The organism is Synechococcus sp. R55.7 (assembly GCF_047461955.1).
Lineage (GTDB): Bacteria > Cyanobacteriota > Cyanobacteriia > Thermostichales > Thermostichaceae > Thermostichus.
Map to the genome: position 1 here is coordinate 1 of NZ_JANSIC010000032.1, position 15,203 is coordinate 15,203.

The 15,203-nt window shown below is 58.3% G+C and carries 12 protein-coding genes and 1 pseudogene; 4 read left to right on the forward strand and 9 right to left on the reverse strand.

Features of this window, described 5'->3' with window-relative positions:
* Positions 1–71: 71 nt before the first annotated feature.
* Entirely contained in the window at positions 72–818 is a 747-nt protein-coding gene (locus NW820_RS02965; protein ID WP_414329009.1) for a DUF3120 domain-containing protein, read from the reverse strand.
* 152 nt (positions 819–970) lie between these two features.
* Here NW820_RS02965 and NW820_RS02970 point away from each other — a divergent pair, with 152 nt between their 5' ends.
* Positions 971–2,014 carry a glucokinase gene (locus NW820_RS02970; protein ID WP_414344654.1) on the forward strand — a complete coding sequence of 348 codons (1,044 nt, stop codon included), beginning with the start codon at positions 971–973 and terminating at the stop codon, positions 2,012–2,014.
* 275 nt (positions 2,015–2,289) lie between these two features.
* Positions 2,290–3,294 (forward strand): methyltransferase domain-containing protein, encoded by a 1,005-nt coding sequence (locus NW820_RS02975; protein WP_414406643.1) that lies wholly within the window; start codon positions 2,290–2,292, stop codon positions 3,292–3,294.
* On the opposite strand, the gene NW820_RS02980 is transcribed toward NW820_RS02975, so the two are convergent.
* Positions 3,231–4,958 (reverse strand): helicase HerA domain-containing protein, encoded by a 1,728-nt coding sequence (locus NW820_RS02980; protein WP_414406644.1) that lies wholly within the window; start codon positions 4,956–4,958, stop codon positions 3,231–3,233. The two genes, NW820_RS02975 and NW820_RS02980, sit on opposite strands and share 64 nt — an antisense overlap.
* Positions 4,959–5,285: 327 nt before the next feature.
* Between NW820_RS02980 and NW820_RS02985 the strand changes: the two are divergent.
* Positions 5,286–6,275 (forward strand): annotated as a pseudogene (locus NW820_RS02985) (RNA-guided endonuclease InsQ/TnpB family protein); the annotation flags it as partial.
* Positions 6,276–6,366: 91 nt separating this feature from the next.
* Here NW820_RS02985 and NW820_RS02990 read toward each other — a convergent pair.
* Positions 6,367–7,152: an Ig-like domain-containing protein gene (locus tag NW820_RS02990; RefSeq protein WP_414406645.1), complete on the reverse strand. Its 786-nt coding sequence runs from the start codon at positions 7,150–7,152 to the stop codon at positions 6,367–6,369.
* 256 nt (positions 7,153–7,408) lie between these two features.
* The gene (locus tag NW820_RS02995; RefSeq protein WP_011432615.1) at positions 7,409–7,777 is read right to left on the reverse strand and encodes an AbrB family transcriptional regulator; all 369 of its coding nucleotides are present in this window, start codon (positions 7,775–7,777) and stop codon (positions 7,409–7,411) included.
* Between the two features lie 327 nt (positions 7,778–8,104).
* Here NW820_RS02995 and coaBC point away from each other — a divergent pair, with 327 nt between their 5' ends.
* On the forward strand, positions 8,105–9,343 hold the full coding sequence (gene coaBC, locus NW820_RS03000; protein WP_414344656.1) for a bifunctional phosphopantothenoylcysteine decarboxylase/phosphopantothenate--cysteine ligase CoaBC: 1,239 nt from the start codon (positions 8,105–8,107) through the stop codon (positions 9,341–9,343).
* An 89-nt stretch (positions 9,344–9,432) separates the two neighbouring features.
* On the opposite strand, the gene sppA is transcribed toward coaBC, so the two are convergent.
* From sppA to NW820_RS03025, 5 genes are all read right to left on the reverse strand, one after another.
* Positions 9,433–10,239 (reverse strand): signal peptide peptidase SppA, encoded by an 807-nt coding sequence (gene sppA / locus NW820_RS03005; RefSeq protein ID WP_414383198.1) that lies wholly within the window; start codon positions 10,237–10,239, stop codon positions 9,433–9,435.
* A gap of 74 nt (positions 10,240–10,313) precedes the next feature.
* On the reverse strand, positions 10,314–11,018 hold the full coding sequence (gene fabG / locus NW820_RS03010) for a 3-oxoacyl-ACP reductase FabG (RefSeq protein ID WP_414406646.1): 705 nt from the start codon (positions 11,016–11,018) through the stop codon (positions 10,314–10,316).
* Positions 11,019–11,123: 105 nt separating this feature from the next.
* Positions 11,124–11,972, reverse strand: coding sequence for a 16S rRNA (adenine(1518)-N(6)/adenine(1519)-N(6))-dimethyltransferase RsmA (gene rsmA, locus NW820_RS03015; RefSeq protein WP_414406647.1), 849 nt, complete (start codon positions 11,970–11,972; stop codon positions 11,124–11,126).
* A 75-nt stretch (positions 11,973–12,047) separates the two neighbouring features.
* Positions 12,048–13,793 (reverse strand): sensor histidine kinase, encoded by a 1,746-nt coding sequence (locus tag NW820_RS03020; RefSeq protein WP_414406648.1) that lies wholly within the window; start codon positions 13,791–13,793, stop codon positions 12,048–12,050.
* Positions 13,794–13,837: 44 nt separating this feature from the next.
* Entirely contained in the window at positions 13,838–14,971 is a 1,134-nt protein-coding gene (locus NW820_RS03025; protein ID WP_414406649.1) for a PIN/TRAM domain-containing protein, read from the reverse strand.
* Positions 14,972–15,203: the final 232 nt, after the last annotated feature.

The following is a 15,203-nucleotide window of genomic DNA, read 5'->3' on the forward strand; positions in this document are numbered from 1 at the left end:
TCGCTGCATAGTTGAACAGTGATGTTCAGCAGTGTTCAGCGTAAATGTATCAGTTATGGGGATGTCCCAGCTCACCGCAGCAGAGCTGCCCCCCAGCCAAATAGCCCATCCACCAACAGGGTATTCAGCACTGCTCCCGCAAATGCCCAATGGTGCAAGCGGCGGGATCCCTGGACTCTCCACAATCCAACACCCAGCAACAGAAGGCCCAAGCCGATGCCCCAACCCAGGCCCCAGGGGGTAGCCATTTTGTCGAGGGCCGCCCTAAAAGGGACAACCGCCTGCTCCAACCGGTCAAACTGCATCGCCTGCCGCCACTCAGGCAGCAGCCCCACCGAGTGAATGTAGAGATCTGTAACCGCCGTACCCCACAGGGAGCCGAGATAAAACCAGGTACCGATGCGGGCAAACCGTCGCCGTGTCCCCCACCAGACAATCGGGATCCCCAAGGCTTCCATGGGCATGTGCCAAAGAGGCTCAAAGCGCAGCCAGCCCCAATACAGGGATCCTGCCAGCCAAGTCAGGGTAAAGCCGTACAGCAAATCTCCCCACAGGCGGGTACGGGGCTGGGAGTAGAGATGCAAGCTAAGGCCCAGCCAGCCCAAAGACATCACCAAGCTGACCCAAGGGGCATACCGCACCAGGGGCGCTTGCACAAAAACGGGCAGACTCACGAGCAGAGCTGCCACTCCCCCAATGGCATGGTGGGATCGAAAACGCCTTTGAGCCGAGAGAGGGCGGGGATCCAGCCCGGCCAAACGCTCAGAGGACAGCAGAGGCTCATCTTGGAGAGGGGGTAAAAAAGGTGTAGAAGACAAAATGCAATATTAAAAACCTTTACATCAGTTAACATAGCACCTTCTTTGCCCTTCCCTCTTCTCCCCAGCAGGAGCGGGGAAGCCTTGGGGGCCTGGCATTCTCTCTCCAGAGATGTCAGGGTGGGAAGGAGGTGCTGGCTGGAGGAAACTGTATGGACTTGTTGTTGGCAGGAGACATCGGGGGCACCAAAACCAGCCTCAGCCTTGTCAATGCCGAGGATCCCGAGCACAGCCTTTACCACTGCCGCTATGCCAGCCAAGATTACGCCAACCTCGCCCCAATGGTGGGAGAGTTTCTGGCCCAGGCTCGGCGGGAGCTGGGGCGAGATCCACAGCCTGCTGCCGCCTGTTTTGCAGTGGCCGGCCCCGTCATGGAAACAAGGGGCTCAGGGTCTGAGGGACAGACTGCCAAAGTGACCAACTTGCCCTGGGATCTGCAGTCGAGCCAATTGGCCGCAGAGCTGGGGATCCCGCGCGTAGCCTTGATCAACGACTTCAGCGCTGTGGGGTATGGCGTGCTTGCCCTCGGCGACCAGGATCTGGACACCTTGCAAGTGGGTGAGCGTCAACCGCGGGCTCCGATTGGCGTGATGGGAGCAGGCACGGGTTTGGGGCAGGCTTACCTTACCTGGGGAGAAGGGGGTTACCAAGTTCATGCCAGCGAGGGCGGTCACGTGGACTTTTCCCCGCGCACCCCTCTGGAGTGGGAGCTCTTGAGGTATTTGCAAAAACGGCACGGACGTGTCTCCACCGAGCGGGTGGTCTCGGGGCAGGGGATCGTTGCCATTTATCAATTTTTGCGGGATAGCCAGTGGGGCTCAGGAGAAGAACAGCTGCTGGCCCAAATTGAGGCTTGGGAAAAGGGAGCTAAGCATATTGACCCGGCAGCCCAAATTGCCAATGCTGCCATGGAAGCACGGGATCCTCTGGCGGTGGAGTGTCTGCGGCTTTTCATCAGCCTGTACGGGGCTGCAGTCGGGAACTTTGCCCTACACCTATTGCCGCGCGGGGGCCTGTTCATCGCTGGGGGGATCGCGCCCAAGCTCTTGCGCCTACTGCATCAAGGGGAGTTTTTGTCCTCGTTTTTGGATAAGGGGCGGATGCGTCCTCTTCTGGAGCAACTGTCGGTGCAGGTGGTGGTGAATGCGCAGGTGGGGCTGAGGGGAGCTGCTCGCTACGCCGCCAACCTTTGGTAGGGAGCAGCCGCTGCTACTGAGGTTGCCGCCCCGGCCCAGCAGGCGATCGCAGCAATCCCAATGGGTGCTGGAATCGTGCTCGAAAATCTCGCCCAGCCGTCCTTTGCCCCGGACTCCATCTTGAGCCAGCAGATGGGGCAAGATGGGATTGCGCCTTTGCTGGGCTGGATTGGCAGACCCCACACCGGAAAGCACTCTGCCTGTGGCTCCGCCATCCAACTGACAATGATCGCCACCACGCAGAGGGACTTCATAGAAACTTCATGGTTGATCCGATGAATCCAATCTTTTGGGCTTTGGGCATAGCTGTGCTGCTGGCCGTGGGCTTGGCAGCCTATCTGTTGACTGCTCGCAAATACGAGTCTCCCGCCTCTGTGGCCAAGTCTTACGACGAGTGGACTCGGGATGGGATCCTAGAGTTTTACTGGGGCGAACACATTCACCTAGGCCACTACGGCTCTCCTCCCCAACGAAAAGATTTTCTGCAGGCCAAGCACGACTTTGTTCACGAGATGGTGCGCTGGGGCGGGTTGGATCGACTGCCTGCAGGGACAACCGTGTTGGATGTGGGCTGCGGCATTGGTGGGAGCTGCCGCATCTTGGCCCGCGACTACGGCTTTGTTGTAACCGGTATCACCATCAGTCCTCAGCAGGTGAAGCGGGCCCAGGAGCTCACCCCCCCTGATCTGCCTGTCCAGTTTCAGGTGGCAGATGCCCTCGACCTGCCCTTCCCCGATGCCAGCTTCGATGTGGTGTGGTCCATTGAGGCAGGGCCTCACATGCCGGACAAGGCCCGCTATGCCCAAGAGATGCTGCGGGTGTTGAAGCCAGGGGGAATCCTGGTGGTGGCGGACTGGAACCAGCGGGACGACCGGCAAAAGCCCCTCAACCTGTGGGAACGGCTGGTGATGCGGCAATTGTTGGATCAATGGTCGCACCCTTCTTTCTCCAGCATCGAAGGCTTTGCCGAGCAGTTGGAGGCTACTGGCCTGGTGGCGGGACGGGTAGAAACCGCCGACTGGACTCAGGAGACCCTTCCCTCTTGGCTGGATTCCATCTGGCAGGGTGTTGTCCGCCCTGAGGGCTTTCTCAGGTTTGGCTTGGTCGGCTTGGTGAAGTCCTTGCGGGAGGTACCCACCTTTTTGCTGATGCGGCTGGCTTTCGGCACAGGGCTGTGTCGCTTTGGCATGTTCCGAGCGGTGCGGGCAGCTTGTGCTCACAGCCCCAGCTCGGACTTAGCCTGTTGGGCGGCCAGGAGCACCTCCGCATCCTCAGCCTGAGACCAGTCAGGATCGGCAATTTCGGCGTAGAACCGCTGGTCGTAGGGGCGGGTTTGCACCACCACCGGCATGGGCACGGCATGGCCCAGAATTAGGGCTTGCTGTTTGGAGTCCAACTTGGCCAGCACCGTTTTCAAGTTCTGGCTGCCCGCCACCCCTGTGAACACCGCCTCGATATCTTGGTCGTCGTTGAGGAGTGCCGTAATGCGAGTGCCCAACTGCGACATCACCTCGCTGTCGATGCGGGAAGGGCGCTGATCCACCACCAGCAGCGTGACAAAGTACTTGCGCATCTCGCGGGCAATGGTGCCGAAGATGGTCTGCTTGGCCGCCCGCGGATTTAGAAAGCGGTGGGCCTCCTCGATGGTGATGCACAGTTGACGGGGCCGGTCGAGGGGATTTTTGGATTGCAAGTACCGCTCCGTCTGATGTACGTAGGCCTGGTGAATGCGGCGGGTGATGACGTTGGCCGCCAACATGTAGGAGAGCAGGTTGGACTGGGATCCAAACTCGATAACCACGTGAATGCCGCGGCTGAGGGCATCCAAAATCTGGCCGATGTAGTTGTGGGGCAGGGTGCTGCGGATGTACTTGAGGTTGTCAAGGCGGGTGAGCTTGCGCTGCAGGGCCATCATCGAGGCTTTGTTGCCCATTTTCTGTTCGCAAAACTCTTGAATCTCGGTGTTGGAAAGGCTCAAGAGGCGGCTGATCCAGTCGCGGCCAAACTCGTTGCGCAGGATAATGGCGTTTTCCAGGCTGGCTTCCGATAGGTTCAGCTCCTCTGCCAACAGGGCCAGATCCTCCACCTCGATCTGGTTGTAGGCGATGAAGAGCTCCTGCGCATCCCGCACCCCTCGCCGCCGGGTGGAATCGGGATCCAGGGTATAGATCTGTACCTGACCGGGAAAGAGCTGCCGCAAGCCCTTGACGGTGCTGGCGTGTTTGTCTTCGCTGGCCGCCTCCCAGCCGTACTCGGAGTGCATGTCAAAGATCAAGTTCACCGCTGCCCGTTTGCGGATGATGCCGGCCAGGATCAGGCGGGCTAGAAAGGACTTGCCGGTGCCCGATTTGCCGAAAATGCCGTTGCTGCGCTCCACCCAGCGATCCAAGTCCAAACAGATGGGCACAGCCATGTCGAGGGGCTGGCCGATGGCAAAGTTGCGCCGCTCTGGGTCGTCTTCCCAGCCGAAGACGGTGCGAAAGTCCAGTTCCCGTGCCTCATACACTTGCGAAAAATGGGCGGGCACTGTTTTCACGGGCAGCAGCTCCATGGCGCCAGCGGAAGGGGGTTCTTGGCCGAGGGGAGCTGCCAACGCTTCTGGCCGTTCGGGATTGACCAGGGGATACAGCCTTTCCCCTTCCGTTTGCCGCGGCACCAACATCAGCATCGGGGTGAGGGCAATAATGCCGTAGGTGCCGGTACCTGCCAGCACCTCCTGCAGCAAGGTCTCTTCCGGGCGGGGGGGATTGACCAGAATTTGGGGGTTGCTGGTTTCTAGGGTAACGTCAGTAAGCAGGCCAAAGAAGCGGTTGCGCTGCCCCTGGATCACCACGAATTTGCCCACCCGCAAGTCTTCTACCGAGACACCGGGATTGAGGCGAGCTTCCAGCCCTCGACTCAGGGATCCCTGAATCACGGTGGCCAAAGGTTGAGGAGGGGTCATGGCAGTGGGGGTTGGGTTCCAGATGCCTTATTCAGTTGCCCATCTGTAAGCGGGCGCTGGTGCGGGAGGCGCCATCCTGCACAATCCAGGTGCGGACGATCTCCACTTCCTCCGGCGTCCAAAAGCCCAGACGGGACAGGGGCAGCCCGCGGGCCTGAATGTAAGCAATCTCCGGGGAGTCGCCGCGAGCTTGGGGGCGGTTGAGCTGAACTCTAGTCTCGACTGAATGTAGTGTACATTATAACATTATATATATATTCAGTATGCCCCAATTTGTAGCTCCAAAGGGAACAGCAATAGGTTTAGTGCTGAACTAGAGGTCGTACTTTGTTATTAGGATTCAAGACGGAGTTAAGACTGAATAACAAGCAAAGGACACTGGCGGCGCAGCACGCTGGGGTTGCTCGGCACGCTTACAACTGGGGACTGGAGCTTTGTAAGCAAGCTGTGGCAGAGAAGCGGAAGATTCCCACGGCAGTTGATCTGCACAAGAAACTTGTAGCCGAGGTGAAGAGGGCTAATCCTTGGTACTATCAGGTTTCTAAGTGTGCCCCGCAGGAAGCTCTTAGGAATCTGGAGAGAGCAATTAAGAGGTGGCGTGCTGGGAAGTCTAGATTTCCAGTATTCAAGAAGAAGGGGAAGCTGGACAGCTTTTACCTAGAAGGTGGGATTAGAATTTCCGGCAACAAAATCAAGGTTCCGATTTTCGGCTGGTTAGCTTGTTACGAGGTCTTGCCTGCGGTTGTGCCCAAGAATGTTGTTATCAGCCGGCGGGCCCACCGTTGGTTTATTTCCTTCAAGTATGAGGCGCCTGAGCCAGGGGGGCTGGAGAAGGAAGGGGACGTTGTTGGGGTTGACCTAGGAGTTAACAATCTAGCCACGTGTTCTGACGGGGGGACTTTTGGCAACCCCAAGCCCTATTGTAAGGCTAGGAAGCGGCTGAGGAGGTTGCAAAGGCGGTTGTCCAGGAAAGTTAAGGGGTCGCAAAACCGGCGGAAGGCAGTTAAGAAGGTGGCAAGACTCCACAAGAGAGTAGTTGATATTCGTCGGGACAACCTACACAAGCTTACTACCTATCTAGCTAAGAGGTATCGGGTGGTAATTATAGAGGACCTGAACGTCTCGGGGATGCTCAAGAACCACAAGTTAGCTAGTAGTCTAGCCGAGTGTAGTTTCTATGAGTTCAGGCGACAGCTAGAGTATAAAGCTAGGCTCTACAGCTGTCAGGTGGTAGTGGCGGATAGGTTTTATCCGTCCAGCCAGCTGTGTTCTTGTTGCCAGCATAAACAGCAGATGCCGCTGCACCAGCGGGTGTTTCGTTGTGAGAGTTGCGGTTTAGAGAAAGACCGGGATCTCAACGCAGCGATTAACTTGGTGGGGTGGTATTTTGAGGTGTATCTACCCTCAACTACCCCCAGCTTGGGGGGAAGTCACGCCTGTGGAGATCCCGCTGCCGGGGTTGGGTTGCAAGCCCAGCTAGGCAAGGGTCGTAGAAGCAGGAAGAAAGCATCAACGCTGGTCGAAAGTCCACTTTTGTCCAATGTTGTTTAAGTCTTTCGGAGCGGTTAATGGCGTTGAGGATGTAGGCGTGGCGGCTCGTCCACCGGGGATTGATCAACTCGCTATTGGGATCCCCTGGCCTGACATAGGCCATCGTGGCCTCATAACTGTCCAGCAACTGGGTGCGCTGCCGTCCTGCCGGCTGATGGCAACCCACACAACTGGCTTCTAGCAGCGGTTTGACATCCCGTTCGTAGGTAAATTGCGGTTCGGTGCGAAAACTCAGCTGAATGGCCTGCTCGAGGGGCAGCCCCTCTTGGGGAGAAAGCGTGAGGGTGTAACGGGTGCTAAAGCGCAAGGGATCCCGAGGCTTAAGCAACAACTCGTCTCCCTGCACATCAAAAATAACCGCTGCCGGCGGATCCAACTGAACCGCCAGACGTTGTAGATTGGGATCCAGTGGCCGATTGAATTGCAGCCGAATGACTCCATCCACAAAAACATCCTGCTGTTCGGGGGTAGGCTGGGAAGACACCCACTCCAAAAATGCCTGACTTTGAGAAGCATTCGACTGAGGCCAAACTTGCCGATGAGACTCGATGACAAAGAACGCTGCTGCCAACAACAACAGCCCCGCCCAAGTTCGCCACCGCCGCCAATGGCGAAAGACATTTGGCACGGTCGGAGTGTTCATTGTTGCAGACCCAATTTAACTGTTGTCAGAATAGCGAACTTACCCACACTTCAGCCATTGATGAGGTACAAACTGCCAGGGATCCCCAGCGGATCATGAGGATCCCTTGTTTGATAAAGTAGAGAAACAATAAACACCGGAGCGAAAGGAAGAAGTCGCTGCTCCCAGGCCCCTGAGGGCTAAAAAGAATACCGAGGGCTTTACCCTGGCTGAGATGAGATCACCAGCAGGGAAAAGCATCCAGGGAGACAGCAAATCAGTTGACCCGCTCCAGCTTGATGTTGTGGTGGCCCAGCTTGATCTCAAACTCATCTCCGGGCTTGAGGCCCATCTTCTTGGTGTAGGCAGCTCCGATCAGGAGGTTGCCATTCTTATGAACCGAAACCCGGAAGGTAGGAGCGCGGCCACGGGATCCATTTTCGTCACTAGCGCCGAGATCCACGCCAACGGCCTTCAACAGGGCGTTGTTAAACTGCATCAGATTCACTCGCTCCTGACCATTCTTGGTGTAGGTGACATAACCACAGGCGCGAGCTTTTTCCTTGCGATCCGCATTTCCCATTGAAGTTACCTTGTCGAGGAGCTCTTGGCCAGTGAGTGGTTTTGGTTTACTGGTTGTAGCCATATCGAGATGGTTTTAGGGACAACTGTTAGTGTAGCCAGAAACAAACAGGGATTGCAATAGAGTTTGATCCAACTCTTCTTAATTAGAGGGAATGAGTGAGCGACTGCAATGGGATCTGAGGGCTGGTTGCGCAAAACAGCAGTGGGGAATTCCCTCTAAAGGCCAGAACCTGTGGGGGAGACTTTGGCTGAAATGGGGAATGACAGATCCTCAGGCCCTATTCTCGACAGGGTCAAAAGTATCTTTGGGCGAGGGATCCCCGCTTTGCCGCCGGAATTGAGCAAAAGCAGGGAAACTGGAAACAAGGCTGTTTGCGTGTCACTCAATATGGATCCCTTTTGGTCGGGGCGGCGTCTCCTCATTGGGGTGAGCGGGGGGATTGCTGCTTACAAAACGGCAGCTTTGGTGTCTGCTCTGGTGCAGCAGGGAGCAGAGCTCAAGGTGGTTTTGACAAAAGCTGCGGAACATTTTATTTCTCCTTTGACTTTTGCCACCTTGTCCCGCCAGCCGGCTTTTACGGATGCCGCCTTTTGGCAAGCAACACGAGGACGACCGCTGCACATCGAGTTGGGGGAATGGGCGGAGGCTCTCCTCATTGCACCCTTGTCGGCCAACACCTTGGGCAAGTTGGCTCATGGGCTGGCGGATAACTTGCTCACCAATGTGGTTTTGGCTTCCCGGTGTCCGGTGGCGGTGGCACCGGCTATGAATACGCAGATGTGGAAGGCGGAGAAGGTGGCCGAGAATTGGCAGCGGCTACACCAGGATCCCCGTTTTTGGGCCTTGCCGACGGCCAGTGGCCGCCTGGCCTGTGATGCGGTGGGGGAAGGGCGCATGTTGGAGCCGGAGGCGCTGCAGGAGTATGTGCGGGCTTTGCTCTGGACAGGGGGGAAAAAAGATTGGCAGGGCAAGCGGGTGTTGGTGACGGCGGGGGGTACACGGGAGCCCATTGACGCGGTGCGTTTTATCGGCAACCCGGCCAGTGGTCGGATGGGAGTGGCGCTGGCGGTGGCGGCAGCCTGCCGGGGGGCGACAGTGACGCTGGTCCATGGGCCGTTGGGGATCCCCTTTGATCCAGCGCCCTTCGCCATTCGGGCCATTCCGGTGGAGACGGCAGCCCAACTGGAGGCGGCTTTGCAGGCGGAATTTCCCCAGGCGGATCTCTTGTGGATGGCTGCTGCTGTGGGGGATGTGCGCCCCTCTCAGGTTTACGCGGGGAAGCTGCCCAAAGCCGATCTACCCCAGATGTTGCCGTTGGAGCCGATCCCTGACCTGCTGGCAGCTCTGGCCCGCCACAAACGCCCTGGCCAACGCCTCATCGGCTTTGCCGCCCAAAGTGGGGATCCCTTGCCACCGGCCAGAGAGAAGCTCCGCCAGAAGGGCCTGGATGCTATTGTGGCCAACCCCATCGACCAACCGGATAGCGGCTTTGGCAGCAGCCACAACCAAGGCTATTGGATCCCCCAGCAGGGAAGTCCAGAGCGGATCCCATTGGCAACCAAGCCAACCCTGGCCCACCGGCTGCTGGATCTGGCCCGGCAATTGGAGTTGGGCTACTTTAGTTAAACTCCCTCTCCCTCTGGAAGAGGGGCCGGGGGTGGGGGCTGTGCGGTACAGAACGCTAAACTTCCCGGAATAGCTGTTCGCGAACTGCCTCAAGAACCTGTGTAAAGCCACAGGGGCAAGCCCGAGGTGCTCACTTCAAACTGCAGACGGGCCAAGGCTTCTGCTGCCGGCAGAAATCGAGACCAACCTCTGCGCCGCGGGAGCAGGTCGTAGAACTTCGCATCCGTCGGCAAACCCGCCAGCTCTGCCGCCCAAAGGCGGGCATCTTCTTCTGTGCCCAAGCGATCCACCACACCCAAGTGGAGGGCCTGCTCTCCGCTGAAAATGCGGCCATCGGCAAAAGTTTTGACCACATTCAAACTCAACTTGCGGGCAGCAGCAACCGTCTGCACAAACTGGCCGTAGGTAATGTCGATCAATTCTTGCAGGATGTTTCGCTCTTCTGGGGTCAGCTCGCGATCAAACGAGAGAATATCTTTGTAGGGGCCAGACTTAATTACCTTAAATGAAATCCCCACCTTATCCAGGAGGCGTTCGATATTATTGCCTCGAATGATCACACCAATGCTACCGGTGATCGTTCCTGGGTTGGCAACAATTTTTTCGGCTCCCATGGCAATATAAACCCCCCCAGAGGCGGCAATGTTGCCAAAGCTGGCGACAATACGGGTGCCCTTTTTCTCCCGCAAACGCAAGAGGGCATTGTAGATTTCTTGGGAGTCGGCCACCGTCCCGCCTGGACTGTCGATGCGCAGCACCACGGCAGGGATATGGTTTTCTTCCGCCTCTTTCAGGGCCTTGAGAACCCGCTCGCGAGTTTTGCCATCAATGGCCCCTGCCACCTCAATGCGGCCGATTTGCCGGCGCAAGCCACCCAAGAATAACCGCTTCAGCATGGAAAAGAACTGGATAGGGATAAGTGCATATTCTGTATCATGAATGGCGGCTCATGGCTTGGTCAACCAGTTGCCTAGACGTTGCCATACACCGGGATCACCGCCCCTCGCAGATCCCGCGCTGCTTCTGAGACCAAAAAGGCAATCACCTGCCCGATGGACTCTGGCTTGACCCACAGCTCGGCTTGCTCGGATCCCATGGCAGCTCGGTTGGCCGGCGTGTCGATGATGCTGGGCAGGATGACGTTGGCCGTGATGTCGGTGCCTTGGGTTTCGGCGGCAATGGTGCGGGTCAGGGCCACCACCCCCGCTTTGGAAGCGCAGTAGGCGGCCAATTGCGGGCCCGGCTCCACCGCTCCTCGGGATCCCACCGTTACAATCCTCCCATAGCCCTGTTGCCACATTCTGCGCAGGCTGTGCTTGCAGGTCAGGAATGTGGTGGTGAGGTTGAGGTCGAAGTCGCGATACCAGTCCGCCAAGCTGTACTCGTGGGTGGGGCCCATGGCAAAGCCCCCCACCAGGTGGATCAGCCCATCCACGCGGGGTAGGTCGGCAATGACGCGGGCAACCGCCGCCTCATCTGTTAAATCCACCTGCACAAAGCGAACCCGATCCAGAGCATTGGCCGGCAGGCGCTCCCGCAAAATGGTGAGATCTTTCTCTTGGCGATAGGTCAAGGTCAGCTCTGCTCCGCTGGCCAGCACCACGGGAACCACCCCCAAACCCAGCCCGCCTGTGCCACCGGTCAAGAGGATTTGCTTGCCTTGGTTGCCCTGCATGGATGCACCTGCATTGACGAAAGGGATCCAGAACAAGATCGGGAAGGGACTTCAAAAACCCCAGAGGATGTTTGGGTTCGTCCAACTGAGCTTCCCTCTCTCACCCTACCCCGGTTCCTGCCCCTCTTGAAGAACAACAGCCCTTTTGGGCGCTTTCTCCAGCAGCAGGTCGCTCAAGGCCAGCCAGTGGGGCAGGGCCAGCTCTTCGGCGCGGGCATCGGGGTTGAGGCGGAGCTGAGCCAAAGCTGCTGCAACCGCTTCTCGCTCCACCAAGCTTCCCAGGGCATTGACGAGCTTCTTGCGGCGGGTGGAGAACCCCTGTCGAAGGAGGTGGTTAAACCAGCAGGGATCCCGGACGGGGGTGGGGGCGGGGCGGGGGGTGAGGCGAATCACAGCAGATTCCACCTTGGGGGCGGGCTTGAAAGCGGTGGGGGGCACCCTGCAGATCAGCTCGCAATCGGCCAAATACTGCGTCCGCAGGCTCAGAGCACCATAGGCTTTGCTGCCGGGGCCGGCCTGCAAGCGCTCGGCCAGCTCTTTTTGCACCAGAAGGACAATGCGCTCGAACTGCCGAACCGGCTGGGCCGGGGATCCGAGCACCTTTTCCAAAATGGGGCCGGTCAGGTTGTAGGGGATATTGGCCACCAGCAGGCGGGGTTGAGGAGGCAGCGGCAGGCGGAGAAAATCTCCCTCCAGCAGGTGAAAACGGGGTTGGCCGGCGAACCGTTTTTGCAGCAGTCGGCACAGATCCCGGTCGATCTCCACCGCCACCACCTGGACACCCTGGGCCAGCAATCGCCGCGTCAGTTGGCCGGTGCCGGGGCCGATCTCCAGCACCCAAGTGGGATCCGCGTCTCCCTCTAGATCATTCAACTGGGCAGCCCGCACAATCGCCTCGTGAACAGCGGGATCCTTGAGCCAATGCTGACCAAACCGTTTACGAGGATAGGGCATGGGGGAATGTTCGCGCAGTGCTGCGCCGCAACCGAGAGGTACCCAGAGCGGTTGAAGGAGAAATGGCCGGGTGGGTCATCGCTGGACTGAGTTGGGAACAGAAATCAAGGTGGGATCCGCATCCTCAGGTCTATCTCGGGCGGGTTGAGCAGGGAGCGCCTCTGGGTTCGGATCCCCGCTCAGGAGCGGCTTGCGGTAGAGGGGCACCGTAAAGGTGACGGTGGATCCCAGCCCTTCGCCCAGGCTGTAGAAATTGATTTCCCCTCCCATCGCCTCCACCAGGCGTTGGCTGATGGCCAGGCCCAAGCCCGTCCCCCCATATTGGCGGGTGGTGGAACCATCCACCTGTGTGAAGGCCTGAAACAGTTTTTGCTGCTTTTCCAGCGACACGCCGATCCCGGTGTCGATGACGCGGATGCGGGCCAACCCCGGATTGCCGGGCAGGATATCCGCTCGCACGGTTACCGAGCCCTTGGGGGTAAACTTGATGGCATTCCCCACCAAATTGAGCATGACCTGCAACAGGCGTTGGTAATCGCCCAAGAGCAAAATCTGATCCGAGGTGTTGGGCAGGTGGAAGCTCAGTTGTAGGCCCTTTTGGCTGGCCTGCAGGCTGGTCTTGGCCTCCACATCCTTAAACAAAGCTCGCAGGTCGCAGGGCTGGAACTCCAACTGCATTTTGCCCGCCTCGATCTTGGCAATATCCAGCACATCGTTGATCAGGGCCAACAGGTGCAGGGCAGAGCGATAGGCCTCCTGCAAGAAGTCCAGCTCCTCTTCGCGGTTTTCGGCCATCCCGTCCAGCACCAGCTTGATAAAGCCGATGATCCCGTTTAGGGGGGTGCGCAGCTCGTGGGAGGTGTTAGCCAAGAATTGGCTTTTGAGCTGGTTGGCCGATTCCGCTTGGGCACGGGCCTGCTCCAGCTCCTTATTTTTCTGGCGCAGCGTCTGGTTGGCTAACTGCAAGCGGGTTGCCAGTTGGCGACTTTGATCCAGCAAAATGGCGTGGGCAATGGCTGCGCCCAGGTAGGTGGCAATGCTCTGGAGTACCTGAATGTGGCTTGGCTGCCAAACAGGAACCCTGTTCGGATCCAGCATTTCCAGCCAGAGCAGGCTGTTGGCGTAGCCCTGGTAAGACATGGCAATGGCCAGATGTCGCCCCGCCTCCACCGGTTCTTCCTGTCTGAGGGCCTGCAACAAATGGGGGTAATCTGCCAGCTTCAGGGTCTGGTGGAGCAGGGAGGGATCCCCAGGATGGCGGCGGTACTCGGCATTGACCGTGAGGGAGTCTTGCCCCACCTCGTAGAGGGCCATCAGGCAGCGATCTACCTCAAACAGTTGCCCCAACTGCTCCACGGTCTGCTGGCACAGTTGCCGGATATCCAGGGAATGCCGGATGTTGCGCACCAACTGCGTCGTGATCCCCTGTACCGGATCGGCCGGGAGAGCATGGGGCTGGCTGCTGGGGCTGCTGGTTCCTCCGGCCAACGCAAAAGGCGTAGCCCCCAGCAACTTGCCCACTGCCGCAACCGCCACCACCTCCCCTTCCATGTCCCGTACAGGGTTGAGAGAAAGATGCAGATGCAACTTGTAGCGGGGCGAGAGCACCTGACATTCGTAGGAGAGGGGATCCCCGCTTGCAAACACCTGGTTGAGCTTAGCCTCATACTCCCCGGCGTTGGCCACCTCCCAAATTTGCTGTCCGCTCACGATGTGCTGAGGGTGGATGCCATATTTCTCGGCATCTTCCCAGTAAAAACTCCAGAAGCGCCTCTGGCGATCCTGCGTGTAGAACATCGGAGTGGGTCGGAGGGCGCCCATTTGGGATGAAGCCACCATTGCGCTAGGGGAACGTAGGCCAAAACTCAGGTTTTTCCAGAGGAAGCCGGGCTGGCCGGATCAGAGGCCGGGCGGGTTAGTGGGGCAGAGTCCTTGTTGAGGCGGGCGAAGATCATGCGGCCTGCTGAGGTTTGAATGGCGCTGGTCACAACCACAGAGCGGGTTTTGCCCACAGAGCGCTGCCCTTCTTCCACCACCACCATGGTGCCGTCTTCCAAGTAGCCTACCCCTTGACCTGGCTCTTTTCCTTCGCGGGTGATCTTGATATCAAAGCTGTCGCCGGCAACATAGATGGGCCGCAGCGCCTCGGCCAACTCATTCACATTCAGCACCTTGACCCCCTGCAGAGCCGCCACCTTCTTCAGGTTGTAATCGGTGGTAAGCAGCGTTCCCCCCACGGTTTGGGTGAGGCGCACCAGCTTTTCATCGACAGTGGTCAGATCTGGATAGTTGGCTTCGTGAATAACGAAACGATCGGGGTAGGCCTCTCGCAAAGACTGCAGGGTATCCAACCCTTTGCGGCCCCGCTCTCGTTTTTGGGCATCGGCCTTGTCGGCGATGGTTTGCAATTCCGTCAGCACAAAGCGAGGAACCACCAGGGTTCCTTCCAAGAAGCCCGTCTCGATCAACTGGGCCACTCGGCCATCGATGATGGAGCTGGTGTCCAAAACCTTGGCGCTGGCAGCCACCACATTGCCCTCCGCCCAGAGGGCTGCTTGTAAAGCATAGTTGGGGTTAAACAGCCGCAGCAGCGAGGGGCCGTGGGTATCGGCCAGGCTGACCCCCAGATAGGCAAAGGCCAAGCTGAAAAAGACCGAAGCCAGTGGCTCGAGGAACCTGTTGAGTTGGGGAGGCAAGGGCAGCAAGTACACAGGAGCCATGGCCAGATTGGCGATCACCAAGCCGATCACCAACCCCACCGAGCGGCTGATCAACACGTCCGGCGGCAGGGAGCGCACATTGGCCTCGAAGCGACGGTAGCTCCAGCGCACCAGGGATCCCAAAGCCAGTCCTGCCAGCACGCCAAAGCCGCTGGTGACGACACGGGCTCCTTCCACATTGGCCCCCTGAATGGCGGCAGGAGGGAGCAAATCCAGGCCGTAAAACCCGAGACCAGCCCCGGCCAACATGAAGATCGCGATCAGTAAAGCGTCTAGCATAAGAAAAAAGACGGCCCTGCTGAGTGGGTGATGCTGCTGGGAATAGGCAAATCTGCTTCCTACTCATTCTAGTCGTCTGGTGTTGGAGGGATCCGGACAACCAAGCCAGCCCTCCCCCAGAAGGATTCAGACTATGCTGAAATCATAGCGATCCCTTGCCAGCTTGAGGGATCTGTGGAGCATGCCTCTAACCCCCAAAACCCTGAACTTTGCTGAATTTACTGAGCTTTAG